18 protein-coding genes are annotated in these 24,571 nt (G+C 71.0%); 9 read left to right on the forward strand and 9 right to left on the reverse strand.

What is annotated here, in order from left to right:
* Positions 1–71: 71 nt before the first annotated feature.
* Positions 72–365: a transporter gene (locus ACFWBQ_RS36540; protein ID WP_385507671.1), complete on the reverse strand. Its 294-nt coding sequence runs from the start codon at positions 363–365 to the stop codon at positions 72–74.
* Positions 366–445: 80 nt separating this feature from the next.
* Positions 446–4,441 carry a NocE gene (locus ACFWBQ_RS36545; RefSeq protein WP_385507674.1) on the reverse strand — a complete coding sequence of 1,332 codons (3,996 nt, stop codon included), beginning with the start codon at positions 4,439–4,441 and terminating at the stop codon, positions 446–448.
* A gap of 310 nt (positions 4,442–4,751) precedes the next feature.
* Here ACFWBQ_RS36545 and ACFWBQ_RS36550 point away from each other — a divergent pair, with 310 nt between their 5' ends.
* Positions 4,752–6,413 (forward strand): ABC transporter substrate-binding protein, encoded by a 1,662-nt coding sequence (locus tag ACFWBQ_RS36550; protein WP_385507677.1) that lies wholly within the window; start codon positions 4,752–4,754, stop codon positions 6,411–6,413.
* Positions 6,414–6,460: 47 nt separating this feature from the next.
* Here the strand turns inward: ACFWBQ_RS36550 and ACFWBQ_RS36555 are convergent, their stop codons facing one another.
* Positions 6,461–7,924: a LysR family transcriptional regulator gene (locus tag ACFWBQ_RS36555; protein ID WP_385507681.1), complete on the reverse strand. Its 1,464-nt coding sequence runs from the start codon at positions 7,922–7,924 to the stop codon at positions 6,461–6,463.
* 168 nt (positions 7,925–8,092) lie between these two features.
* Positions 8,093–8,836, reverse strand: coding sequence for an SDR family NAD(P)-dependent oxidoreductase (locus ACFWBQ_RS36560; RefSeq protein ID WP_385507683.1), 744 nt, complete (start codon positions 8,834–8,836; stop codon positions 8,093–8,095).
* 244 nt (positions 8,837–9,080) lie between these two features.
* Here ACFWBQ_RS36560 and ACFWBQ_RS36565 point away from each other — a divergent pair, with 244 nt between their 5' ends.
* Genes ACFWBQ_RS36565 through ACFWBQ_RS36580 form a run of 4 tightly spaced genes read left to right on the forward strand, consistent with a single transcriptional unit; the run spans position 9,081 to position 12,854 of the window.
* Entirely contained in the window at positions 9,081–10,313 is a 1,233-nt protein-coding gene (locus ACFWBQ_RS36565) for a cytochrome P450 (protein ID WP_385507686.1), read from the forward strand.
* Positions 10,310–10,522, forward strand: coding sequence for a ferredoxin (locus ACFWBQ_RS36570; RefSeq protein ID WP_385507689.1), 213 nt, complete (start codon positions 10,310–10,312; stop codon positions 10,520–10,522). The genes ACFWBQ_RS36565 and ACFWBQ_RS36570 overlap by 4 nt, the downstream gene beginning before the upstream one ends.
* 35 nt (positions 10,523–10,557) lie before the next feature.
* Complete coding sequence (locus tag ACFWBQ_RS36575) at positions 10,558–11,862, forward strand: serine hydrolase (protein WP_385507693.1); 1,305 nt, start codon at positions 10,558–10,560, stop codon at positions 11,860–11,862.
* A complete protein-coding gene (locus tag ACFWBQ_RS36580) occupies positions 11,859–12,854 on the forward strand; it encodes an EamA family transporter (protein WP_385507695.1) in 996 nt (331 codons plus the stop codon). The genes ACFWBQ_RS36575 and ACFWBQ_RS36580 overlap by 4 nt, the downstream gene beginning before the upstream one ends.
* Here ACFWBQ_RS36580 and ACFWBQ_RS36585 read toward each other — a convergent pair.
* From ACFWBQ_RS36585 to ACFWBQ_RS36605, 5 genes are all read right to left on the reverse strand, one after another.
* The gene (locus ACFWBQ_RS36585) at positions 12,806–13,837 is read right to left on the reverse strand and encodes a GNAT family N-acetyltransferase (protein ID WP_385507697.1); all 1,032 of its coding nucleotides are present in this window, start codon (positions 13,835–13,837) and stop codon (positions 12,806–12,808) included. The genes ACFWBQ_RS36580 and ACFWBQ_RS36585 overlap by 49 nt on opposite strands.
* A complete protein-coding gene (locus tag ACFWBQ_RS36590; protein WP_385507702.1) occupies positions 13,834–15,531 on the reverse strand; it encodes an ABC transporter substrate-binding protein in 1,698 nt (565 codons plus the stop codon). Before ACFWBQ_RS36590 ends, ACFWBQ_RS36585 begins: the two co-directional genes overlap by 4 nt.
* Positions 15,528–16,697, reverse strand: a complete 1,170-nt coding sequence (locus ACFWBQ_RS36595) for a GNAT family N-acetyltransferase (RefSeq protein ID WP_385507705.1) — start codon at positions 16,695–16,697, stop codon at positions 15,528–15,530. The genes ACFWBQ_RS36590 and ACFWBQ_RS36595 overlap by 4 nt, the downstream gene beginning before the upstream one ends.
* A complete protein-coding gene (locus ACFWBQ_RS36600; protein WP_385507708.1) occupies positions 16,694–17,983 on the reverse strand; it encodes an ATP-grasp domain-containing protein in 1,290 nt (429 codons plus the stop codon). Before ACFWBQ_RS36600 ends, ACFWBQ_RS36595 begins: the two co-directional genes overlap by 4 nt.
* 783 nt (positions 17,984–18,766) lie before the next feature.
* Positions 18,767–19,783 (reverse strand): LacI family DNA-binding transcriptional regulator, encoded by a 1,017-nt coding sequence (locus tag ACFWBQ_RS36605; protein ID WP_385507711.1) that lies wholly within the window; start codon positions 19,781–19,783, stop codon positions 18,767–18,769.
* A gap of 231 nt (positions 19,784–20,014) precedes the next feature.
* Between ACFWBQ_RS36605 and ACFWBQ_RS36610 the strand changes: the two genes are divergently transcribed.
* The 4 genes from ACFWBQ_RS36610 (at position 20,015) to ACFWBQ_RS36625 (ending at position 24,562) form a co-directional block, all read left to right on the forward strand.
* Positions 20,015–21,385, forward strand: a complete 1,371-nt coding sequence (locus ACFWBQ_RS36610; RefSeq protein ID WP_385507715.1) for an extracellular solute-binding protein — start codon at positions 20,015–20,017, stop codon at positions 21,383–21,385.
* 173 nt (positions 21,386–21,558) lie between these two features.
* Positions 21,559–22,404 (forward strand): carbohydrate ABC transporter permease, encoded by an 846-nt coding sequence (locus tag ACFWBQ_RS36615; RefSeq protein WP_385507719.1) that lies wholly within the window; start codon positions 21,559–21,561, stop codon positions 22,402–22,404.
* Between the two features lie 2 nt (positions 22,405–22,406).
* Positions 22,407–23,300 (forward strand): carbohydrate ABC transporter permease, encoded by an 894-nt coding sequence (locus ACFWBQ_RS36620; protein ID WP_385507721.1) that lies wholly within the window; start codon positions 22,407–22,409, stop codon positions 23,298–23,300.
* A gap of 62 nt (positions 23,301–23,362) precedes the next feature.
* On the forward strand, positions 23,363–24,562 hold the full coding sequence (locus ACFWBQ_RS36625) for a sialidase family protein (RefSeq protein ID WP_385507724.1): 1,200 nt from the start codon (positions 23,363–23,365) through the stop codon (positions 24,560–24,562).
* Positions 24,563–24,571: the final 9 nt, after the last annotated feature.

Raw genomic sequence — 24,571 nt, forward strand, 5'->3', positions numbered from 1 at the left:
CCGCCCCTCCCCCCCCCCCGCCCCCCGCCCCCGCCCCCCCCGGCACCGACGCCGGGGAGCGCGGCGGTGTGTCACGGACCGAATCCCGTCCAGGCGAGGGCTGCGGCGCCTCCCAGCACGATCACCTGCACCGCCGCGGTGGCCCAGGCCCGCACAGCGGTCGCGATGCCGCCGGAAACCAGCAGGACGACCAGGCAGACCAGCGCGGCCCCGGAGGCCTCACGGCCGGCCGCGGCCCGGTCCGGACGGCCCGTCAGGCCCCCGGAGATCATCACCCCGAAGACCAGAACGGCCAGCAGGACAGCGTCCAGCAGGAGCAGCACCAAGGCCGCCGCGATGTCATCGCGGCGGGAAACCCGTCTCATCGCTCACCTCCGGTACGACGCCGATGTCAGAAGGGACCAGGGCCCTCCCCGGGTGGGGAGGGCCCGTCGGGTGTCACGGGTCAGAGACCCATGCCTCCCATCGTCCGCTCCAGGGAGTCCGCATACAGCCGGGCTCCTCCGACCTTCGGATGGAAGGACTGAGCGGAGGCTCCGAGTTGCAGGATCGGCCAGTCGATCTGCGGCTCGTCGCTCTCCACCAGGTCCAGCACGATGCCGTGGACCTGTTCGGGGTCACCGCAGACAGCCTTGCCCGCGAAATTCTGGGCGGGGTTGGAGTACCAGGCCTTGGCGCCGGCGGTCTTGGCGTCGTCCACGGCGCCCTGCATCTCGGTGGCGAGGGTGCTGGCCATGCTGTTCAGCCAGGGGGCCTCCTCGGTGCCGATGCCGGGGATGCACTGCCCCGCCCCCTCCAGCAGAGGCGGGTACCCCATCAGGACGATCTTGGCGTTGGGTGCCTTCGCCTGGATCTTCTTGAGGGCGTCGGTGATGGCCGGCCGCACCCGCTCCTTGGCCAGGCGCTCGGCCGCCACGCCGATGTCCAGCCCCTGGTAGGCCGCATCGTCCACTTGGGAGTCGTCGTCCTCGAACGTCTGGTTCTGGCACAGCGTCGGCCAGCCGATGCCGCCGAAGATGCACTTTTGGATGATGTAGGCGAACCGGGCGTCGTTGCCGCCGACGGAGAGGGTCACCAGCGTGGTGTTCTGGTCGAGGTAGCCCTTGGAGAGCTGGGGTAGTTCGCCGTTCTCGCCGGCGCTCGCGATGTTGTACGTGCGGGCGCCGGAGCAGGCGACGAGATGGTAGTCCATGGCCGCGGACCGGCTGTCGTCCAGGGATCCCACGGACGCCGAACGACCCGGGATCGTGGCCTGGCGGGACCATGCCTTGGTCGAGCGGTGGCAGGCGTCCCGGGTGGAGGGGTTGCTGGGGTCGCGGTAGTTGGTCTCCTTGTAGTAGTCGACGCCGCCTGCGGCCGAGGCGCCCTCGCCCGAGGAGTAGGAGTCGCCCATCGCGACGACCATGTCCTTGGGCTTGGCCGACAGCGGCTGGAAGCCGGCGGCATCCCATGCGACGTCCTCGGACCCGTTGCCGTCGGCCGCGTGCGTGGAGAGCACGACCTTCGGGGCGCTGGTGAACTGGAACACCCCGAGGGAGACCCACTTGTTCTCACCGACGCGCTGCGGGTGCACCCGTACCGGGCTGGTGCTGTTGGTTCCGGAGATGGTGTAGGACGCCTGCCGGGTATGGGCTCCGTGGTCGGGGAGGTGCACCCAGACCCGGGCCCAGCCGGTCATGCCGTTGGTAAGGGTCCAGGTGCCGGTCGTGCGCATCCGGGCGCCCTCGGAGGTCGACTGGTTCCTGGTGTGCGAGAACCAGAAGTGGTTGCCGTAACCGGCCCCGATCTGATGGGTGTCGATCTTGCCCGGGTAGTTGGCGCCGTCGGCCGAGAAGGTGAAGCCGAAGGTGCCCGGCGAGGTCGTCGCCCCGCAACTTCGCCCGGACGAACCGGCCGGGGTGACGCCCGAAGCCACGTCGTCGATCACATACGTACCGGAGGGCAGCCCGCTGGAGCACCGGGGCGGGTAGGCGTTGCCGTCGGGCTGTTCGGGATAGGTGGCGTCGAAGCGGTGCAGAGCAAATCCGCAGGTCGCCGCGGACTCGCAGTTCTTCCAGGTGATTTTCTTGTTCCACCAGCAGTGCAGGAAGAACTCGTCCGCCGGGTTGTTGAGCTGGCACGCCCCGTTGGTGTCGGTGTCGTTGTCCTTGATCTTGCTGGGATCGCAGTTGTTGGAGGAGTCGCAGAACGTCCCGACCGGCGGCTTTGCCGTGGTGCGGAACATCGGGTCCGTCCACCAGGCGGCGCGGTAGCCGGGCTGGAAGTCGCCCGGGGCGAACATCGCCGAGATCGGGCGGGCGGCCCAGCCGATCACCTTCTCCTGGTAGGGCCAGTCCTGCGGGTGGGCGGCGTGGGAGTAGTCGTCCCCGCCCCCCGAATTCTCCAGGAACGGGGTGCGGTTGGCCTTCCACAGCGCGTTGGCCGGGTTGTTGGTGTAGCCGACGCCCCAGTGGCCGCCGTGCGACCCGGCGCTGGACTGGGGGTAGAAGCCTGAGTTGTACGCCCAGAGCGCGAAGAACCAGTTCTCGATGTACTCCGGTCCGCCGTCGTTGACGGTCATCCCGGCGCTGTACGTCTGGTTCCACTTGTCCACGAGAATGTTGACGCCCGCGGCGATGTTGGCGGTGTAGTCGAGGGCGACGGCCTCCTGCTTCTGCACGGACAACGCGGTCTCGCCGGGCTTCTCGTGGCCGGCCATGCGCATGCCGTCGGTCACCTGGACGATGCCGTAACCACAGTCGGAGTCGGCCCAGTCGATGGCCCACGGATCCGGAGTCTCGCCGTCGGAACCGTGGCTGATGCCGTAGTAGTTGCCGATCAGGGTGTTCGCCGTGACACCCGGCACGGCGAACCTGGTGGCCTGCCACATGTTGGATTCCTGGGCGGTGACGCCCAGCATCACCTGCGCGGGAATGTTGTATCCGTCGGCCGCGTCAGGTGTTCCGTTGGGGTCGCCCGCCATGGTCTTGAGGGGGAAGAGGGACTGCGGCTGGTAGGCCGACATCCCGGTGTTCTTCCAGTTGGCGGCGCGGGAGACGTGCGTGTTGAGTTTCCCGACCACGGCCTGGTCCACCGCCCACTCGACCTGGCGCGGGGTGGGCTGGAAGGCCTGCTTGCGGACGTCTCCGCGGGGCACGGAGCAGTAGCGCTCGTCCTCGACGGGGTTGGTCGGTGAAGCGGCGGCGAGCTTGGGGGTTGCCGCCGCAGCGGTGCCGCGGGTGAGTGCCGGAGAGGTGGCGAGGCCGGCCGCTGTCTTCGCAGTCGAGCCGACCGTCGTACCGGGCCGGGCGTCCAGGGTGACGCTGCGTCCGGTGTCCAGGAGCGTCATCTCGGTCCGGGCGGTCCGCGCCGAGGCAGCCTCCTGCGGGGAGATCCGGGAGTCCTTGCCGTCGGCCCACGCGGTGGTGACGGCGGCGTCGCCCCTGGTGGACAGGACCGCGTCCTTGGCCACACCTGCGGGCATGCGCACGGACGCGGGCAGGGTGCCGGCCGCCTTGGCCTTGCCGGTGACGTACACCGTGCCGGTGCGGGCGGAGCGTGCCAGGTCGAAGTCGGTGAGTGCGCCGGTGGCCAGGCGCTGGGTGGTTCCGGTGGCCTTGGCGGCGGTGCCGAAGAGCGAGGCCGGGGCGCGCCGGACCTCGGCCCGCTCGGTGACGGCCTTGGTCTTCGCGGCCCCGTTGGTGCCGGGCCGGTCGATGTAGACGACCGAGCCGTCCGCGGCAGCCGTGAGCTGGAAGGGGACCGCTGCCGTACGGGCGGCGACGCGCACGTTGCCGGAGGCGGCGACGCGGACCAGACGGGCACCCTGTGCGGCGGCGTAACCGCCGGCGAGGGGAACGGCGGAGGTGATTTGGCCGGGCAGCTTCAGCGACTTCGCTGCCTTGCCGCTCGCGGTGTCCACGCCGACGAGACGGGTCTCGTTGCGCTCCGATTCGTCGTCGGAGAACTGCGAGAAGACCGCCTTCTCCGTGCTTCCGCAGCCGGGCGAGAAGTAGCTCAGGCTGGACTGGACGGGGATCTTGGTGACCGCGCCGTTCGTCAGGTCGACGATCGCGGTGAAGGCCCCACGGGCCATCAGCGCGGGCTTGTTGGTGAAGGTACGGGGCGCGTAGGTGACTGCGGCGCGCTTGCCGGAGGCGGTGACGCAGGCGTTGCCGATCCAGGTGTCGGTGTCGAAACCGGGCTCGGACAGGGTCGCCGCGGTCCGCCAGCGGTAGCCGTCATCGGCGGCGGCGACCATGACATGGAAGCCGGTGGCGTCGCCCGAGGTGGTCCAGGCCAGGTCGTCGGAGGTGCGGTAGCCGGAGCCGAGCAGTGCCGCTCGGTCGCCGGCAGGTACGGCCTCGGGGAGCTCGGCCGGGCCGGGCTCGGCGGCGTCCGCCTCGTCCTTCTGGGACCACCCCTGGGCGGCTCCCGGGGGTGGGGTGGGGGTTTTGGCCATCGACACCGACGGGTAGCCCGCCAGCAATGCCGCAGCCGCGACGGTTACGACTGGTATATGCCATTTCTTTCTTCGGGACACGTTTTGCTCGCCTCTCGTCCGGACGCCCGCGTCGCGCGTGGGGGAAGCGGGCGTCCGCTTCGCGCGTGGGGGGACGCGAGCCAATCAGCCGGGACTCTCCACCACCTCTCACCGAGCTCTCCCGCTATACCGACCCGCCGTCGGCTATGCGCCCACGCTTCCCCGCCCCGCCCCGTGGCCCCGCACACCCGCAGAATGGCGCGGAAATCACCGCGAGAAGGGCTGGGACATGGAGACCGAACAGTCGGGCACCACCGGCTTCGACGCCGCCGTCGACGGCGTGGTCGCCCCGACCGACACGCTGGGCGGAACCCTCCGCCTGGTGCGCACCGACGACTTCGACTCGCTCGACCCCGGCAACACGTACTACGCCTACACCTGGAACTTCTTGCGCCTGATCGGCCGGACCCTGGTCACCTTCGACGCCGCGCCCGGCAAGGACGGCCAGCGGCTGGTCCCCGACCTGGCCGAGTCGCTCGGTGAGGCCTCTGACGGTGGGCGGACCTGGACGTACCGGCTGCGCCCGGGCCTGCGCTACGAGGACGGCACACCCGTCGTCTCGGCGGACGTCAAGTACGCGATCGCCAGGAGCAACTACGGTACGGACGTGCTGGGCGTCGGCCCCACCTACTTCCGCCACCTGCTGGGCACCGACTACGGCGGCCCCTGGCGCGAACCCGAGGTGGACGGCCCGCTCACCGTGGAGACCCCCGACGACCGCACCCTGGTCCTGAGGCTGGCCGAGCCTTTCGCCGGCATGGACCTGCTGGCCACCATGCCGAGCACCACCCCGGTCCCCCGGGCCCGCGACAGCGGCATCGGCTACCGGCTCGGTCCCGTGGCGACCGGTCCGTACCGTGTCGCCTCCTACGAGCGGGGGGAACTCGTGGTCCTGGAGCGCAATCCGTACTGGGACCCGGCGACCGACCCCGTACGCCGGCAACGGGCCGAGCGCATCGAGGTGCACCTGGGCAAGGACCCGCACGAGGTGGACCTGATGCTGCTCTCCGGTGAGGCGCACATCGACCTCGCGGGATTCGGCGTGCAGCCCGCTGTCCAGGAACGCATCCTGGCCGACCCAGCGCTGCGGGCCAACGCCGACAACCCACTGACCGGCTTCACCTGGATCTACTGCCTGTCCAGCCGGATCGCCCCGTTCGACAACGTGCACTGCCGGCGCGCGGTGCAGTTCGCCACGGACAAGGCGGCCATGCAGGCGGCGTACGGAGGCCCCGTCGGCGGTGACATCGCCACCACGATCCTTCCGCCGACCATCGACGGCTACCAGCCCTTCGACCGCTACCCGGTCGGCGAGGACGGCACCGGGGACCTGGAGGCGGCCCGCGCCGAACTGGCCCTGGCCGGCCTGCCGGACGGCTTCCGTACGAAGATCGCGGCCCGCAAGGACCGCCTCAAGGAGTACCGTGCGGCCGAGGCGCTCTCGGCCGGGCTGGCCCGCGTCGGCATCGAGGCCGAGGTGCTGGACTTCCCGTCCGGCGACTACTTCGACCGCTACGGCGGCAGCCCCGCGTACCTGCGCGAGCACGGCATCGGAATCATCATGTTCGGGTGGGGGGCCGACTTCCCCGACGGATACGGCTTCTTCCAGCAGATCGTCGACGGGCGCGCGATCAAGGAGCGCGGCAACCAGAACATGGGCGAGCTGGACGATCCGGAGATCAACGCCCTGCTCGACCGGGGTGCCGTCAGCAGCGACCTGGAGGAACGCGCGGCCATCTGGCACCGCATCGACCGGCTGACCATGGACCACGCCGTGATCGTGCCCTACCTCTATCCACGCTCGCTGCTCTACCGTCACCCGGACGCCCGCAACGTGTTCGTCACGGGGTCCTTCGGGATGTACGACTACGTGGCGCTGGGCGCCCGCTGACACCCCTGGGGCAGCCGGCGGACCTCATCCGCCGGCCGCCCCCGCTGTCAGTTCCGGCCGGCGACGGCGGGCCGCACCGCTGTCCGTTCGGGCACGGCCCGCCCCGGCCGCACCGCGCCGCCCCGGTGCGTGCGGCGCTGCGTGCTGCCGCCCGGCTCCGCCGGCGGCAGGGCGTCCCCCGCGCCCGTGAGGCCCACCGCGTGGAGTTCGGCCTCGAAACCGGCCAGCCGGGCCAGGAACTGCCGGGTCGGCGCCGTCAGGTTCGTACCGCGTGAGCTACGCAGCAACAGCCGTGCACCAAGCCGGAGTTCGAGCCGATGGATGCGACGGGTGAGAGCCGACTGGCTTATGGAGAGCACGGCCGCGGCGCGGTTGATGCTGCCGTGGTCGGACACCGCGCGCAGCAGATGGAGGTCCTCCACATCGACCTGGACCGACTCGTCGGGCAGTGCCGGCGGGGCCTGGAGGCTGCGTGCGGCGTCGGTGCGCCGCTCCAGCAACGCTCGCTGCCCGCCCAGCCAGTCGGCCCACCACGGATCGCACAGCATGTCCCCGTGGTGCTGGGTGAACCTGCTCAGGCAGCGGGCGGTGAGCAGCGCAGCCAACTGCTGGGCCAGTGCACCGGGGACGACGGTGGGATCGACCAGAAGTCCGGCGGCCCGCCGGGGCCGCTCCACCAGCGAGCGGCGTACCAGCGAGGGGGCGAACACGGCCGGGCACGCCGGGGAGCCGAGGCCGATGGCGTCTCCGCGCCGCAGCATCCCCCGGGCCACCGACGCCCCGGTGACCTGGATGCGGGCGGGCGGGGTGAGACCGGCCAGCTGGTAGACCCGGCTCACCAGGACCTCGGCCTGGGGCCCGGCCTCGGACACCCAGTTGTCGTCACGCAGGTCGGCGAGGGAGACGGTTTCACGGCGCGCCAGCGGGTGCCCTAGGGGCAGCGTCACCCAGAGCGGGTCGTCCAGGACGTCGTACGTGCGCACGGTGCGGTCGACCGCGTGGGAGAGGGTGTTCAGGCCCCAGGTGTGCGCGGCGTCCACCCGGTACCCGGCGAGCTGCCGGAGCACCTGGTGGGGTGTGTCGTGACTGACCGAGAGGAGGATGCCCAGCGTGTCGGCCGCATCCTCCACCAGGTCCTCCATCAACGGTTCGGCGGTGGCGATGTTCAGGATGCGGGGTGCGTTCAGCGCCTCGGTGCCGCGCCCGTAGATCTCGGTCTGCACGGCCTGGTCGACCTGGCGGAAGAACCGCCGGCCGGCCACGAGCACCCGGGCGCCGTCCGAGCTCAGCCTCGCGGTACGGGCGCCGCGCAGCGTCAGCCCCAGCCCGGTGGCCTGGTCCAGCCGGTCGAGCCGACGCTGGGCGGCTGCCGCTCTCAGGCCCGACCTGCGGGCGGCTTCGGGGAGGTCACCGCACTGTCCGATCGCGTCCAGCAGCCGCAGATCCGGACGCGAGAAGGGCAACCGCGTCAACCGGTCGGGAACGGAGGGCACGTGTATCGCAGAAGGCACGGACGGCTTCCTTACGGTTATGGATGACGCCTCTTCTTCACCTGTGACGGCCTGTTGCGGCTCACGTTAGGCAGGCGTTCTCTCCTCTCGCTCCTCTCGCTAAAAGCGGCCCCGGACAGCGCGACGGCGGGCGCCGCGCAGTGCGGCGCCCGCCGGGAAGGTGGTGGTTCAGGCCTGGTCGGTGGGGCGGATGAAGATCTCGTTGACCGTGGCGTGCGGGGGCGCAGTGACGGCGTACAGGACCGCGTCGGCGATGTCCTCGCTCTGCAACTGGCGTATTTTGGCCACTCGTTCGGTGATCGCCGCCTTGGAGGGGGCGTGCGTGATGTGGTCGCGCAGTTCGGTCTCCACGGTGCCCGGCTCGATGACCACCACGCGTACTCCGCGCTCGGTGACCTCCTGGCGCAGCCCCTCGCTGAAGCCGTTGACGGCGAACTTGCTGGCGTTGTAGACGGCGCTGCCGCGTCCGACGACGCGGGCGGCGATGGACGAGATCTGGACGACTGTGCCCTGGTTCCTGATCAGTTCCGGGAGGGCTGCGTGGGTCATGTACATCAGGCCCATGACATTGGTGTCCATCATCCGGACCCAGTCGGTGGTGTCGGCGTTCTCCACCGGCCCCAGCAGCATCAGTCCGGCGTTGTTCACCAGGATGTCGAGTCGGCCGAGCGTGTCGACGGTGGAGCGAACGGCGGCGGCCACGGCCTGCTCGTCGGTGACGTCCAGGTCGAGCACCTGGACTGCGGCGCCCTTCGCCTCCAGTTCGCTGCGCAGTGCTTCGAGGCGGTCGACGCGGCGGGCGGCGAGGGCGACAGAGGCTCCGGCTGCGGCCAGCGCGCGTGCGGTGGCCCGGCCGATTCCTGAGCCGGCGCCTGTGACGAGTGCGACTTGTCCCTGTAGCGATGAACTCATGTGGTCCTCGTTCTCGGGGGGTGGTGGGCCGGACCGGCAACCCGGCCGAAAAGCGTCCGACGGTGCGGCGCGCCGACCGTACCAGTGAGCTGACGCCCGGTGAACGGCCTCCGGTGGCCGTTGTTATGTGCGTGCGCGACTGGTTATGCGGGTCGGGCCGCCCCGTAGGGGAGGTCCGGGGCGGGCGGTGAGGATGGGGCCGCTACTTCACGTCGGCATGCCCGTGCAGCGATAGGTGGGACCCATGACGCAGGACGCAGCATCCCCGAAGGTGACGGCCGCGCCGTCCTACCCGATGGAGCGCGTCTCCCCGATCGATCCGCCACCGCCGCTCGCCCTGCTGAGGTCCGGCCCCGCCGCGAGCCGCATCACGATGTGGGACGGCAGCCAGGTGTGGCTGGTGACGGCGCATCCGCACGTCCGCGCGGTACTCGCGGACCGCAGGTTCACTGCGGTGACCAGCGCCCCCGGCTTCCCGATGATGACGACCACGTCCGTCCTGGTGCGGGACAAGCCCCACACCGCCTCCTTCATCCGCATGGACGACCCCGACCACACGCGGCTGCGGTCCATGCTCACCCGTGACTTCCTGCACGGCAGGGCCGAGGCGATGCGGCCGGTACTGCGGGAGCACCTGGACGAGATGCTGGGCGAGCTGGTCAGGGGCGAGCGCCCGGTGGACCTGGTGCGCGGTCTGACGATCCCGGTGCCGTCCCGGGTGATCGCCCTGCTGTTCGGCGTCTCCGACGAGCAGCGCGAGCTGATCGAGAGCCGGGCCGGGGTCCTCATCGACCGCGGATACCGGCCCGAGCAGGTCGCCGCCGCCCGCGACGAGCTGGACGGCCTGCTGCGCGAGGTGGTCGAAGAGCGCATGCGGATGCCGGATCCGGGCGACGGCTTGGTGAGCCGGCTGGTCGTCGACCAGGTGCGCAAGGGCAGTCTGACCGTCGAGGAGATGGTCCCGATGTGCCGGCTGCTGCTGGTCGCCGGGCACGGGACAACGACCAGCCAGGCCAGCCTCGGCCTGCTGAGCCTGGTCACCGATCAGGGCCTGGCCGACGCGCTGGCCAAGGACCGGGAGCTGCTGCCCAAGGCGGTCGAGGAGTTGCTGCGCTACCACTCCATCGTGCAGAACGGGCTTGCCCGTGCGGCGCTGGAGGACGTGGAGTTGGGCGATGTGACGATCCGGGCCGGCGAGGGCGTGGTCGTGTCACTGTCGGCGGGCAACCGCGACGAGTCCGTCTTCCCCTCCCCCGACACCCTGGACCCGCACCGGGACGCCCGCCGCCATCTGGCCTTCGGTCACGGAATCCACCAGTGCCTGGGCCAGTGGCTGGCCAAGGTGGAGCTGGAGGAGATCCTGGCCGCCGTGCTGCGGTGGATGCCGGGCGCCCGGCTCGCCGTCCCGTTCGAGGAACTGGACTTCCGGCACGAGGTGTCCAGTTACGGGCTCGGCGCGCTGCCGGTGACCTGGTGAGTGCCGGCCGGCTGGCCGTGGCCGTGGACACGGATGCCTGCTGCGCGATGGGCCGGTGCGCGGCGACGGAGCCGCGGGTCTTCGACCAGGACCCGGACAGCGGCACCGTGGTCCTGCTCCTGGCCGAGCCACCGCCCGAACTGCACGAGACCGTACGGCTGTGTGCCGAACTCTGCCCGTGCACGGCCATCACTGTCACCGAGGACTGACACCATCGGTCGGCAACGGCCGTCGAGGAGCGATGATGATTGATCTGCCCGGTTCCGACGCCTCCGTCCGCCCGGACGCGCAGGCCGCGCTCGACGGGGACGGCACTCCCCTCGGGCGGCGCACCCGCTGGGCGGTGGAGCTGCTCACCACCCTCGAGGCGCCCCGGGACGAGGACCTGGTCGGGAACTTCGTCCCCGTCTTCCTCACCCGGCATCCACAGGGTTTCGCGGCGACGCTCGAACAGTGGCGCGATCTGGGCCCGTTCACCGTCAGCGACTATCAGCCGGTGGCCCACAAGTCGTGGGTGACCCTGGAAGGGCCGGCGGGTGTCCGCTCCACGTTGTCGCTGACGCTCGACTCCACCGGGCTGATCCGGGTACTGCATCTGGGCCCGGAGGTGGTGACGCCGCCGGTGCGCGCGTGGGGCGACCTGGTGCGGGCGCTGGAGCAGCCGGGGGTGACCTGGTCGGCGCTGGTGACCCGGGTGGCCGGCGGGGTGGCCGAGACGCTCTACGCCAAGGACGCCGACCGGCCGATGCCCAACGGCTCCTCGTACAAGCTGTATCTGATGCGGGCACTGGCGGAGGCGGTGGCCGCCGGCACCGTGCGGTGGGACGACGAGGTGGCGATCACTCCGGCCCTGCGCAGCCTGCCCACCGGTGACATGCAGGAGCTGCCGGACGGCTCCCGGGTGTCGGTGCGCGAGACGGCGTACAAGATGATCGCGATGAGCGACAACACCGCCGCCGACCTGATTCAGGACCTGCTGGGCCGGGAAGCGGTGGAGCGGGCCGTGGCGAACGCCGGGCACAGCGACCCGTCGCTGCTGCGGCCGTTTCTGACGAGCCATGAGCTCTTCGAGATCGGCTGGGGCGCACCGGAGCTGCGGGCCGAGTGGGTGGGCTCCGGCGAGGCGGGTCGCAGGCACCTGCTGGAGCGGATCGCCGGCCCGATGACCGTACGCGGATCCGATCTCGGTCCGGTCGTACACCAGTTGGGTCTGGACTGGCACATGAGCGCCTGGGACGTGGCACGGGTGCTGGGCGCGCTGGTGAAGGACGGGATACGGGACGCGAGCGGGGGCGTCGACGCCATCCTGACGGCGTACCCGGGGATCCCGATCGATTCGGCCCGCTGGCCCCGCGCGGTGTTCAAGGGGGGTTCGTGCCCCGGGGTGATGATGTTCTGCTGGCTGCTGGAGGACGCCGACGGCATCCGGTACACGCTGGTGCTCCAGCAGTGCGCCGACGATCAGAAGCTCATCGGCGACGGGCAGTTCCTGCGGGGCTTGGGCGGCCGCGTCATCGAGTCCGGTCTGCTCTCCGGTACCTCCCGGTGACCCACCGGGACCGGTCGCTGGCCGTGCTGGTGGCCGTGCTCTGGGGGCTGAACTTCCTTGCGGTGCGAGTCGGCCTCGACCACTTCCCGCCGTTCTTCCTGGCAGCGCTGCGCTATCTGGTGCTGGCGGTGCCGGTGGTCCTGTTCGTGCCGCGTCCGGGGGTGCCGCTGCGCTGGCTGCTCGGATACGGACTGGGCTTCGGCGTCGCCCAGTTCGGACTGCTGTTCCTCGCCATCGAGCAGGGCATGCCGTCGGGTCTGGCGTCCGTGGTGGTGCAGGCGTCGGCGCCGTTCACCGTACTGCTGGGGGCCCTGCTGCTACGCGAGCAGGTCACCGGGCGGCAGCTGACCGGGATCGGGCTGGCGGTGCTGGGGATGGCCGTGATCGCGGTGGACCGGGCGCGGACGGCACCGCTGCTGCCGCTGGTACTGACCGTGCTGGCGGCGCTCGGCTGGGCGGTCGGCAACCTGGCGAGCCGGCAGGCGAAGCCCCAGTACCCCTTGCGTTTCGCACTGTGGATGGCGGTGATCCCGCCGCTGCCACTGCTGGCGCTGTCGGCCGTGATGGAGGGGCCGGCCACGGGGTGGCGGGCGCTGGGGTCGGCGTTCGGCCCCGACGGCTGGCCAGGCCTGGTCGCGCTCGTCTACATCGCGGTGCTGGGCAGCGTCGTGGGCTCCGGAATCTGGACGGCGCTGCTCAAGCGCTACCCGGCCGGTGTGGTGGCGCCGTTCTCGATGCTGGTACCGGTGGTCGGCATGGCGGGTGCCTGGCTGGCGCTGGACGAGCGGCCCACCGGATGGGCGGTGGCCGGTGGGGTCGCCGTGGTCGCCGGGGTGCTGCTCGGCACGGGCTGGCTGCCGCGCTTCCTGCGCGAGCGTACGGGCGGGGCAGCCCCCCGCCCCCCTCGCGTCCCCGAGGCAGGCGGGGGGCTGCCGCCGGGCGCTCAGCCGGCCGGGTCGACCGGCACCTCCCAGGAGACCCAGCGCTCCTGAGGGACAAAGCCCATGGCCGCGTTGAGGGCGATCATCGGGTGGTTGTCGTCGGCGTTGGCCGTCTCGATCAGCCGCACCCGGGGCTCGTATTCACGTACATGGGCGAGGTTGGCGAGCTTGAGCAGCAGACCCAGGTGGTGGCCCCGGTGGGCGGGGGCCACCACGGTCATGCCCTGGAGGGCGTACTCCGTATTGCCGGTGGTCTTGGACACGCTGGTGAAGCCGGCGAGCTCGCCGGTCTCCTCGTGGACGGCGCCGACATGGTAGGCGCGCCGTCCACGGCCCACCCGCATCCGCTCGTAACGCCGCACATGACTGGTACGGATCGCCTCGGGCCCCTGGTCCCAGGTCTCCGGCCGGCTCTCGCCGAGCGACTGGCCGAGTTCGGACACGGCGATCGCGAACGCGTCGGGCGTGACGGTCCCCCACCGCTGGAGCCGGTAGCCGGCCGGGACTTCGGGGATGCCGTCGGCCAGCGGGTCGTGCCGGTCCAGGTCGAGCCACTGGTGGACGCCCTCCGGCCCGTCGGACGGGGTGGCGCCCAGCACCGCCGCGAACACGGCCGGGCCCTCGTCCCGAGGTGGCCCGCCGGGCAGCGCCTGGACCAGATCGGCGACCAGGAGGGTGCGGCCGTGCTGTTCGGCCAGGGCGCGGGCCCGTCGGAACAGGGCGGTGCCGATCCCCTGGCGGCGCTCCTTCGGCGCGGCCAGCAGCTGGTCGACGACGGCGACCGGCGCCCCGTCGGGGAGCACGATACGGAGCGCGCCGACGGCCTGCCCGCCGAGGAAGGCGACCTCGCCGGCCAGGGCGGTGCCCGGCGGTACGAAGCGCACCGAACCGGTCAGGTCGGCCACGCAGGGCGGGGCGGCGGACAGCGGGACGTCCTCGGCGCCGTCCGTGGTCAGCCGGAGCCAGGCGTCCAGCGTGGCCGTGTCGCCGGCGTCCAGCGGGACGAAGCGGAGGTCCGCTGCTGCGTTGTTCATACGGTGTCGTTCTCCCGGTCGGTGCGGGTATCGGTGATGCCCATGGCCTGGATGTCGTACAGGCCGAAGGCGGGGTGGACGTAGACGTTGGTGACGCGGGGGCCCCGGTAGTGCAGGGTCTTGTCGTGGACCAGCGGGAGGATGACCGCGTGGTCCATGACCCGGCGCTCCACCTCGCGCCACAGTTCGCTGCGGGTGCCTGGGTCGGCGGTGTGCAGCCCGGTGTCGATCAGTTCGTTGATCTTCGGGTCGTCGAGTTCGGCGATGTTCCAGTTGCCTCCGCCGGGGCGGATCAGCCGACCGTCCACCAGGGGGGCCAGGAAGCCGTACTCGGTGGGGAAGTCGGCGCCCCAGTCGGTGACGATCAGGCCGAGCCCGTGCTTGCGGATCGTCTCCGGGGAGCCGGCGCCCTGGCTGAAGTAGGTGGCGACGTCCAGTTCCTTGACGGTCAGCCGGATGCCGACCCGGGCGACGGACTCCGCGACCGCGTCGGCAACCAGCCGGAATTTGCCTCGCTGGGTGCCGATGACGGCGTCGAAGCCGTCGGGCAGCCCGGCGGCCCGGAGTTCGGCGCGGGCGGCGTCGAGGTCGCCGCGCAGATCGGAGCCGGTCGGGTAGCGGTCCAGCGGCTGGTGGGCGGGGAGCCGCGGCGGGAAGAGCGCGGTGGTCAGATCGCCCCCGGTGACCGGACCGCCGCGGGCCTCCTGGAGCAGGATCTTGTCGGCCGCGTAGTGCACCGCCCTGCGTATGTGCACGTTGTCGAAGGGCGGTATGTGCGGCTGGAGGGAGACGAAGTGCAGGAAGCTCGTTTTCGGGTTGTCGGTGTGTGAGCGCAGCACCGGGTCGTCGGCCAGGCGGTGCTGGGCGGCGTGCTGGAGGCCGCGGCCCTCCAGGTTGATGTCGAACTCCCCTGCCGTCAGCCGCTCGTCCATCTCGTCCAGGTCGAGGCCGATGGTGACGTCCACCCGGTCCGGGAGCGCGGGCCGCACGGGGTCGGTGGCCCGGTCCCAGTGGGGGTTGCGTTCCAGCAGGAGTCTGCTTCCCGGCCGGTGCGCGGCGACCCGGTAGGGCCCGGTGCAGCGCGGGTCCTCGCCGTAGCGGGCCCCGGTGTCGGCGTGCCGGGGCACGGGGGCGACGCAGGGCTGGGCCATCAGATGGTCGAAGTCGGAGAACGGGGTGCGCAGCCGGAAGACGATCGTGCGCGGGTCGGGGGTGAGTACGGCGGGCAGGCCGCCGTCCCGGTAGGGCCCGGCGTACGGGCGGTCCGGGTCGTCCAGGAGCGGCACCAGATAGGTGGGACCGCCGGGAAGCACGTCCTGGGCGAAGATCCGCTGGACGGCGTACCGTACGTCGGCCGAGGTCACCGGGGTGCCGTCGTCGAAGCGGACGCCCTCGCGGAGCCGGTAGGTCCAGGTCCGGTTGCCGTCGCTCGGCACCCCCGGCTCCTCGGCGAGGTCGGGTACGGGGACCAGGCCGGCCGGGCCCGGGTCGGTGGGGTAGGCCATCAGGGTGCGGTTGAGCAGGCGTTGCAGCAGCCACACCCAGACGTAGTAGGTCCGGGCGGGGTCGAGGGAGTCGACGTCGGAGGAGGAGACCAGCCGCAGGGTGCCCCCACGCCGGTCGGAGGGGTTGACTCCCGCTCCGACGGCGGCGTTCCAGCCGCCGCTCTCCTGGTGGTCGGTGGCGGCGCTCATCGTGTGGTCGTCTCCCGGTCGTCGTCGGCGGTGCCTCCCGTACGGGGCAGCCGCAGCAAGTAGGAGCGCTGCTCGCTGGTCTGACAGCCGCGGGCCAGTTTGGCCTTGACGCTGCCGATCCCGGCGTGCAGGACGGTGGCGCCCTGCTTGGCGGCGGCGTCCAGCACCTGGTAGTACAGGACGTCGTAGTAGAGCGGCAGCCTGCCCTGGGCCTCGTAGTCGAACCCGGCGCGGTGGCCGTACCACTGCTCCTCGCCGCGAGCCCGGGACCGCAGCACCATGCCGAAGCCGATGACGGTGCCCCGCTGCCGGGCCACGGACACCAGGACGTCGTCGCCCATGATCTCGGCGATCCGGCCGATCATGCGGGCGGAGCCCTCGTCGCTGGCAGGATTGCCGTACTTGCGCAGGAGGTTGGCGTCGAGTTGCCCGAGGCGAGGGGCCAGCGCCTGGGTGAGCGGCTCGACGTTCACCTCGACGCCTGCCTCGGTGAGCGCCCGGCGTTCCAGGCTCACCCGGCGGCGGCGGTGGGCGCTCATCTCCTCGACGAACTGCTCGAAGCCGCCCGGCGGAATGTCCAGCCAGGCGTAGTGGTCGGAAAGGTGGTGGCGGTAACCGCGGCGCTCCAGCAGGGCGACCAGAGTGGTGTCGCGTACGTCGACGTGCGGGAAGCAGACGGTCGCCGCTTTCCGGTCCGCCGCCATCGCCTCGGCCCTCTCCAGCAGGGCAGCGAGGTCGTCCTCGGTGGCGGCCGCGGAAGCGAGCGTCCGGGTACGGCCCAGATGCCGCCCTCCGCATACCAGGGAGGGCAGCAGGCTGTCCGGGGCGCCGCCGGCGATATCGCGCAGCACACCGGCCGCCTCGGGAACCTCCTGCTCCAGAGCGCGCTTCAGCATGGCGTCCGGCCGGGCGAGCAGCCAGGCGACGGAGGTGTCGGCCCAGGCCGTCACCAGCCCGGCGAGCGGGGCGCCGCCCCGCTCACGTACCAGGAAGTCCATCGCCGTACCGGAGTTGTGCTCCTGCACGGTGAGCCACCGGGGGGTCTGGAAGAAGTCCTCCGCCCCCAGCAGCGAGTTCCAGCCCGCCGCCTCCAGTACGGCCGCGTTCGCGACCGCCCGTACGCCGTCCGGGCGCGCCGGTGCGGCACGTTCCGTATACGGGCTCATCGAAGCTCTTCCTCGACGACGAAGTCCAGTAGGTCGGCGGCCTTGTCCGCGAGCTCCTGGGCGGCGACCCGGTCGGGGCCGTTGCAGTAGGTGAAGCCGACGCAGGAGGAGTTGTCCATGCGCTGGAGCAGGTGGTCGCCCTTCTCGACGTGCAGCAGCACCTGGACGTTCTCCACGGCCGCCGCGGCCTCCAGCCCGTCGATGCGTGCGAGGGTCCCGCGCCGGGTGGGGTAGATCATGCGGACGGCGGCGCCGCCGCTGTGGACGACGGGCTCGATGGGCGGGGTGACGCCGATGGTGAGCAGCCAGGCGTCCAGGATCGGACTGCGGCCGGTGACGTCGGTGACCAACATGGTCATGCAGCTGGACGGGGTGCGCGGGTTGGCCTCGATGATCCGCCAGCCGGACTCGGTGCGCCGGACCTCCGTGTGGCAGGGCCCGTGCCGGTAATCGATCATCTCCAGGGTCGTGCGGACCACCTTGTACAGCTCGTCGCGTTCGTCGTCGGGGAGCGGTACGGGGAAGGTGTGCCCGCACTCGATATAGGCAGGGTCGCCGAAGAGGTCCTTGGAGGTGACGCCGAAGACATGGGTGTACCCGTCCACGGTCATCGTCTCGACGCTGACCTCCTCGCCCTCGACGTACTGCTCCAGCAGGACGTCACCCGAGCGGGGCTGGCCGCGCAGGCTGTGCCGGACGGTGGAGAGCTCCTCCCACGCCTCGACGAGCCCGGCCATGTCGTCGACCCTGCGCACCCCGTAACTGATCGCCTCGGCCGGGGGCTTGGCGATCATCGGGAAGCCGAGTCGACGGGCTGCCTCGTCGAGCTGGCCCCGGTGACCGACCAGCACATGAGGGATGTTGAACGGCTGGTCGCCGAGCGCGACCCGAAGGAGATCCTTGATGTTGGCGGTGCGCACGGCATCCGGGTCGGGACCGGGCAGGTCGAGGCGGCGCGCGGCGCGCGCCGCAAGCTCGGTGTGGTAGTCGGAGAACGAGGTGAGACCGTCCACCAGGGGCGCGCCGTCCTCGCCGGTGACGGCGCCCAGCACTGCGTCGAGGTCGGTGGTGTCGACGTCGATCACCCGGTCCACTATGGCCAACGGGTGCGTGTCCCAGGCGTGCCCGTGGGTGTACCAGGACCGGTCACCCGTCAGCAGCCACACTTCGAGGCCGTGTTCCTGAGCCTGCTTCAGGCCCAGGACGAAGGGGTGGTTCTGCATGTGCTCGACGATCGCGATCCGCTTTCCGGCGAACTGCGCGTAGTCGGCCAGAGGTGTTGTCATCGGACGCCTCCCGTGTGGGTGATGTGCAATCGACCGGTTCCGGGTTCTCTGGGTTCAGTTGAACCGCCTCCGGCCCGGCGGTGCCATGCATCGGGCGGCAGGACGCATAGGCGGCGGGCGAGGCGCATAGGAGGCGCCGGGGGCGCTCAGGAGCACTCGGACGGGCTGCCCGGAAGCGAGGAAGCCGGGGATATTTCAGCACCCGGCCCTCACAGAACCGTACGTGACGATCCCTCGTTGTACGGCTCTTGCTGCACTGGTCACCAAACGACGGGGGCCCGCTCCTGTCCCCAGCCGAGGCCGGTTGCCCAGCCACGGGTGCCAGACCGGCTTGAACCAGTTCAGTCCGGAGCGGGTACCGCCCCGGTAGCCCACATGGACGGGGGACGGGCATGGGCTCGTTCGGGAGAGCGGCTGCGCGGCGCAACGCGCCGGGGCAGGTAGTTCGTAGGTGCCGGCCCGTCACCCCCAGCCGTGGTGCCGGGCATGCCGGCCGGGCTGATCAGGCTGTCGACGGGTGCGACTCACACGTCGCGGACCGGCGGCACGACGGTTGCATCAAACCCGGCGACCCTGAACCTCATGGTCCGGGAGCTCGTCGCAGAATCCAACGCTGCGCCGGAGCCCACCGATCCGAAGTGAGCCGCTGCCGCCGATGACACCGTGGCGCGGCCGCCGCGGACTTCGACGGGCCCTCCTTGCGCGAGCCCGCCCCGCACCGGCGGGGCCGGGCCCAGGTGTTGCCGACACCACTGGTGGCGGCAGGGCGGCGGCAGTTGGCGGTCAGGGCGCCGGGCGTGTGCTCTCCCGCACCACCAGCTCGTAGCCCGCGGTGAGCCGCGAGTGCGGCGCCATCGCGCCCGCGTCGATCCTGCGCATCAGCGCGTCCACGGCCAGCTCCGCGATGCCCTGCTTGTCGGGGGCGACGGTGGTCAGGGACGGCACGCTGTAGCGGGACTCCTCCACGTCGTCGAAGCCGACCACAGCCAGGTCATGCGGCACCCGTACGCCGTGGTCGTGCGCGGCGCGCAGCGCGCCCGAGGCCAGCAGGTCGTTGAAGCAGAAGACGGCGTCGGGCGGATCGTCGAGAGCGAGCAGCGCATGCATCGCCTCTGCCCCCGCACCACGCGTGAACTCCCGGGTGTCCGGGACCAGTCGGGGGTCGTGCGGGACTCCCGCCGCATGCAGCGCGGTCAGGTAGCCGTGCATGCGCTGGACCGTGGTCGCATGGGCGAGCCCGGCGGGCTGTCCGATGGCGGCGACACGGCGACGGCCGAGGGAAAGGAGGTGGTCGGTGGCCTCGCGGGCAGCGGCCGCGTTGTCGATCAGTACGTGGTCGGCGGGGATCTCGTAGGACCGCTCACCCAACAGGACCAGTGGGACGCGACGTTCACGGGAACCGAGGACCTGCTCGTCCAGCCGGAGCGGGCTGAGCAGGACCCCGTCGATGAGCGGATCACTGAGCCCGCAGGCGATGCGCAACTCCTCCGCCGGGTCGCCACCGGTGTCCTCGATGAGTACGGTGCAGCTCCGCTTCTTCGCGGCCGCGATGACCTGTGCGGCCAGCTCTGCGAAGTAGGGCGACACGAGCTCCGGGACGGCGAGCGCGATGATGCCGCTGCGTCCGGTGCGCAAGTGGCGGGCCGAGGCGTTCGGCTGGTAGTCCAGCTCCGCGATGACGCGCAGGACCCTCTCGCGGGTCCGGTCAGCGACTTTCGCCTCGCCGCGGACCACGTTCGACACCGTTTTGATCGACACCCCGGCGCGCTCCGCGACGTCCTTCAGGCGACTGCCTGCCACGCGGTCCTCCCTCCCTCGACACCTGGAGCGTACGCCATGTTCCAACGTTGAAATGATCGGCTGCCGAACTCGCCCGGTCCATCCACCGCAGGAAGTTCCTGCCGAGGTGTTGACGCCGCATTACGCGCCGGATACAACGTTGTAACCGCAACGGACAGCCCAGCAGCGCGGCTTCCGATGCCCCCTATTCCAACGTTGTACTCCACATCTGCCGTGGAAGGACACTTGCCCATGCGGGACCGCATACCGCCCCCTCCGTCCCCCGTCCCGTCCCGCCGCCGCGTGCTGCGCGGGACGCTGGCACTCGGCGCGACGGGCGCCACCGCGCTCGCCGCCGCCGGCTGCGGCAGCACGCTGGCGCAGGGGTTCACCGGCGGCGCACCCGAGCCGGACCGGCTGAACTTCTGGAATCCGTTCACTGGCGGCGACGGCGAGCGGATGCTGGCCATGCAGCAGGTCTTCCGCTCCACACACCGATCGGTCGACCTGAGATCGGCGACCTTCCTGTGGGGCAACCCCTACTACACGAAGCTGACCCTCGCCACGCTCGGAGGCCGCCCTCCGCAGGTCGCGGTCACCCATCTGTCGAAGGTGCCCACGCTGGTCGAGGCGGGTCTGCTCACCGAGTTGCACAGCGCGGATCTGGCCCGGCACGGACTCACCCCCGACCGCTTCGACGCACGCCCCTGGGGGAAGTCGCAGGTCGACGGCGTGCTGCACGCCGTGCCGATCGACACGCATCCGTTCGTGCTGTACTTCCGTACGGACATCGCCGAGAAGGCTGGACTCCTCGACAGGCAGGGCCGATTGACGGACCTGGACGGCCCCGACGCCTTCATCGACGCGATGCGCGCGGCGAAGGAGGTGACCGGCGCCTGGGGCGGTTCGATCGCCTCGGTGAAGGATGCCTCCACCCAGTTTCGCCTGTTCTGGTCGCTGTACCGGCAGCTCGGCGGCGGAGATCTCGTCGCCGACCGGGGCCGGCGGGTCGTCGTCGACACGGCGGCCGCCGCCGAGGCGCTCGCCTATATGCGCCGTCTCACCAAGGAGAAGGTGGTGCCGCCCGCCGCCGACGGACAGGGCGGCGCCATCACCCTCCTCAACACCGGCAAGGCCGGCTTCCTGATGGACGGCGTCTGGCAGGTCCTCGCGGTGAAGTCCGCGAAGGTGAAGTTCGACATGCGACCGCTGCCCCGGATCTTCAAGGACGCCCCCTACGCCTGCGCTGCGGACTCGCACGCCCTCGTGCTGCCGAAGGCACCCTCCGAGAAGGCCCGACGCCTCGACATGTCACTGGAGTTCATCGCTTCGATGCTGCACTCCAGCAACCTGTGGGCCGAGGGCGGCCATGTGCCGGCCTGGCTGCCGACGCAGCGTTCGCACACCTACCGGGAGCTGGTGCCGCAGTCGCACTACGCCGCGGCCGCCGACGGCGCGGTCTACGACCCGGCCGCCTGGTACGGCGGCGCGGGCAGCACCCTGCAGCAGGTGGTGGGGGACGCGGCGACCTCCGTGTTCACCGGGGCCACCGGCCCCACGGCGGGCGCCGAACGGATCCGCCGCGAACTGCGTGAACTGGCGGCACGGCCCGCGCCGGTCTGACCCGCCCCGTGCGGCCCTCGTCGGCGCGACCGGCCGGATCGAGCCGCCCCCGATTCAGCTCCGTTCCACCCGCCCCTGGATTCCGTACGCCTTGACCGAAAGGCCGACCCGTGGCCACGACGACCGCTCCTCCCCCGCCATCCAGCCGAGGCGACCGCTGGGCGGGCCCGGGGATGCTGCTGCCCTTTGCCCTCTTCTATCTGGTGTTCCTGGTGGGACCGCTGGTCTACGCCGTGGTCGCCGGGTTCTTCGAGACGAGTCTGCTCAAGAGCGGCCTCGGAGACTTCGCCGGCTGGTCCAACTACGCCTCGGTTCTCGGTGATTCCGAGTTCTGGCGAACGCTGCGCAACACCCTGTGGTTCACGGTCCTGACGACCGTGCCGCTGGTGCTGCTCAGTCTCGTACTCGCGCTGCTCGCCGACCGGTTCGTACGCGGCCGGTGGTTCTTCCGGTTCGCCTTCTTCGCGCCGTTCGTGCTGCCGTCCGCGGTGGTGTCGCTGCTGTTCATGTTCATCTACGCCGACCAGGTGGGCCTGGCCCAGTCGGTGGCCACCTCGCTCGGCGTGGACTCCCCGCCGTCCTGGCTGGGCGACCCGGACTGGGCGATGGTGTCCATCACGGTGGCCACCGTGTGGTGGACCATCGGCTTCAACTTCGTGCTGTACCTGGCCGGTCTGCAGGAGGTGCCGCGCGAGGTGCACGAGGCCGCCGCGGTCGACGGGGCCGGGCCCTGGCAGCGCATCCGCCTGGTCGTCGTCCCGATGCTGGGCCGTACGACGACGCTGGTCACGGTTCTGCAGGTGATCGCCTCGCTGAAGGTCTTCGACCAGATCTACATGATGACGGGCGGCGGCCCCGACGGCAGCACCCGCCCCTCGCTCCAGCTGATCTACGACACCGGCTTCGTCGAGGGCCGCGTGGGCTATGCCTCGACCGTGTCGCTGCTGCTGTTCGTGGTGATCCTGTTCGTCTCCCTCGTCTGGTTCGCCCTGGTCCGCCGCGCCGAGAAGGAGAACTGACCATGACCTCGATCGTCGACCGCCCCGCGACGGACCGCCGCCCGGCTGCTGCCGCCGACCCGCCGAAGCGGCGCTACGACGCTGAGCGTCTGTTCAACCGGGTGGCGCTCGGCGTGCTGATCGCTTTCGCGCTGCTGTGGCTGGTGCCGCTGGTCTGGGCGCTCGCCACCTCGATACGGCCCGCGCAGGAGGTCGTCACCGACCCGACCGGGTGGTTCACTGCGCATCCGACGCTCGCCGCGTACGGGGAGATCTTCGACGCGGGCAAGCTGCCCTACTGGTACGCGAACAGCTTCATCACTTCGGTCCTGACCACAGTGTTCACGGTCGTACTGGCCTCGCTGGCGGCGTTCGCACTGTCGCAGACCCGGTTCCGGGCGCGCCGCGCCGCGTTCGTCCTGCTGCTCGCCGGGATCATGGTCCCGGGGCAGGTTCTGATGATCCCGCAGTTCCTCGCTCTGCAGTCGGCAGGGCTGCTCAACACCTACTGGGGCGTGATTTTGCCCCAGGTCCCCAACGTCGTCGCCGTCTTCGTCTTCAAGCAGTTCTTCGACGGGATCCCGCGCGAGCTGATCGACGCGGCGCGTGCAGACGGTGCGGGCTGGCTGCGTACGTACGCGCAGATCGTGATGCCGGTCTCCCGGCCTGCCGTCTCCGCCGTGACGATCTTCGTGTTCGTCGGTGTGTGGAACAACTTCCTGTGGCCGCTGCTCGTCGTCACCGACCCGGAGATGATGACGCTGCCCGTCGGACTGACCTCCGTCCAGGACGTCTTCGGCGTCCCGTACGCCCAGCTCATGGCCTCCGCCGTGCTCGGCGCCGTCCCGCTGCTCGCGGTGTTCGCACTCTTCCAGCGCCGCATCGTCGAGGGCATCGCCGGCACCGGCCTCAAGTGACCCGCTGGCGCCCCCACCACCTGCCCGAACAGCCGCAGTTGTCCACCCTTGAGGAGAGACCCATGTCGGCGCATCGCCCCGCACGACCGACCTCGCTCCGCACTGCCACCCTGCTGCCCCTGCTGCTCGCCCTCCTGGCCGGGCTGGTCGTCACACAGTCCGGCACCCCGGCCGCCGCCGCGACCGGGACCCTCCTGCGCGACGGCACCGGCCTGTACCCCCGCGCCATCCGGCTCGCCCACAGCGGCGACGCCAACGGCCGCGTCCTGGCCTCGGTCGTCACCTTCTCCGGCAACAACGGCCTCGGCGCCGTCCACGAGAGCACCGACGGCGGCGCCTCGTTCCGCGAGGTCGGCACGGTCAGTGACCCCGAGGCCGCGGCCGGCCAGGGTCTGTGCTGCTCGACCCTGTACGAACTCCCGCAGCGGATCGGGTCCCTGCCCGCGGGCACCTTGCTGTGGGCCGCATCGGTCGGCCAGGACGAGGCGAACCGGCGCATGGCGCTGCGCGTCTTCAAGAGCAACGACATCGGACGCAGTTGGGACTACCTCTCGACCATCGCCACGGCACCGGACACCAAGGGCTTGTGGGAGCCGGAATTCTCCGTCGACGCCACAGGCGCCCTGGTCGCGCACTACTCCGACGAGTCCGACCCCGCCCACAGCCAGAAGCTGGTGGCCGCCCGCACCACCGACGGACTGCACTGGACCGGGCACCACGACACCATCGCCGGCACACTCGCCTCCGACCGCCCCGGCATGGCGGTGGTCCGCAGGATCGGCGACAGCACATACGTGATGTCGTACGAGATCTGCGCGGCCGCGGGCCAGTACGCCTGCGTCGTGCACTACCGCACCTCCCCCGACGGCTGGAACTGGGGCGACCCCGCCTACCTGGGCATTCGCCCGGAGACCACGGACGGCACGTACTTCAAGCACGCGCCGAACCTGGCCTGGGCGCCCGAGGCGGGCAACCCGAAGGGCCGGCTCTTCCTCGTCGGCCAGGTCATGTACAACCGTGACGGCAGCCGGGCCGAGGGAAGCGGGCGCACGGTCTGGGTCAACAGTGCCGGCGCCTCGGGAAGGTGGCGTGCGATGCCCGCGCCGGTCACGGTCGAGTCGACGACCGTCGACTACTGCCCCAATTACAGCTCCAGCCTGCTGCCCTCCCCCGACGGCACCCGCCTGCTCCAGATCGCCACGGACTGGGCCGGCTCCGTCTGCAAGCCCTACTTCGCCACCAACTCCGTTCCCGCCCGGTGAACCCTGAGC

It is taken from the genome of Streptomyces sp. NPDC060035, from assembly GCF_042736635.1.
GTDB lineage: Bacteria > Actinomycetota > Actinomycetes > Streptomycetales > Streptomycetaceae > Streptomyces.

Excerpts from the sequence above, each read along its gene's own strand:
- ACFWBQ_RS36540 (WP_385507671.1), bottom strand. The coding sequence starts at position 365 with ATGAGACGGGTTTCCCGCCGCGATGACATCGCGGCGGCCTTGGTGCTG.
- ACFWBQ_RS36545 (WP_385507674.1), bottom strand. The coding sequence starts at position 4,441 with ATGGCCAAAACCCCCACCCCACCCCCGGGAGCCGCCCAGGGGTGGTCC.
- ACFWBQ_RS36550 (WP_385507677.1), top strand. The coding sequence starts at position 4,752 with ATGGAGACCGAACAGTCGGGCACCACCGGCTTCGACGCCGCCGTCGAC.
- ACFWBQ_RS36560 (WP_385507683.1), bottom strand. The coding sequence starts at position 8,836 with ATGAGTTCATCGCTACAGGGACAAGTCGCACTCGTCACAGGCGCCGGC.
- ACFWBQ_RS36565 (WP_385507686.1), top strand. The coding sequence starts at position 9,081 with ATGACGCAGGACGCAGCATCCCCGAAGGTGACGGCCGCGCCGTCCTAC.
- ACFWBQ_RS36575 (WP_385507693.1), top strand. The coding sequence starts at position 10,558 with ATGATTGATCTGCCCGGTTCCGACGCCTCCGTCCGCCCGGACGCGCAG.
- ACFWBQ_RS36585 (WP_385507697.1), bottom strand. The coding sequence starts at position 13,837 with ATGAACAACGCAGCAGCGGACCTCCGCTTCGTCCCGCTGGACGCCGGC.
- ACFWBQ_RS36590 (WP_385507702.1), bottom strand. The coding sequence starts at position 15,531 with ATGAGCGCCGCCACCGACCACCAGGAGAGCGGCGGCTGGAACGCCGCC.
- ACFWBQ_RS36595 (WP_385507705.1), bottom strand. The coding sequence starts at position 16,697 with ATGAGCCCGTATACGGAACGTGCCGCACCGGCGCGCCCGGACGGCGTA.
- ACFWBQ_RS36600 (WP_385507708.1), bottom strand. The coding sequence starts at position 17,983 with ATGACAACACCTCTGGCCGACTACGCGCAGTTCGCCGGAAAGCGGATC.
- ACFWBQ_RS36610 (WP_385507715.1), top strand. The coding sequence starts at position 20,015 with ATGCGGGACCGCATACCGCCCCCTCCGTCCCCCGTCCCGTCCCGCCGC.
- ACFWBQ_RS36615 (WP_385507719.1), top strand. The coding sequence starts at position 21,559 with ATGCTGCTGCCCTTTGCCCTCTTCTATCTGGTGTTCCTGGTGGGACCG.
- ACFWBQ_RS36620 (WP_385507721.1), top strand. The coding sequence starts at position 22,407 with ATGACCTCGATCGTCGACCGCCCCGCGACGGACCGCCGCCCGGCTGCT.
- ACFWBQ_RS36625 (WP_385507724.1), top strand. The coding sequence starts at position 23,363 with ATGTCGGCGCATCGCCCCGCACGACCGACCTCGCTCCGCACTGCCACC.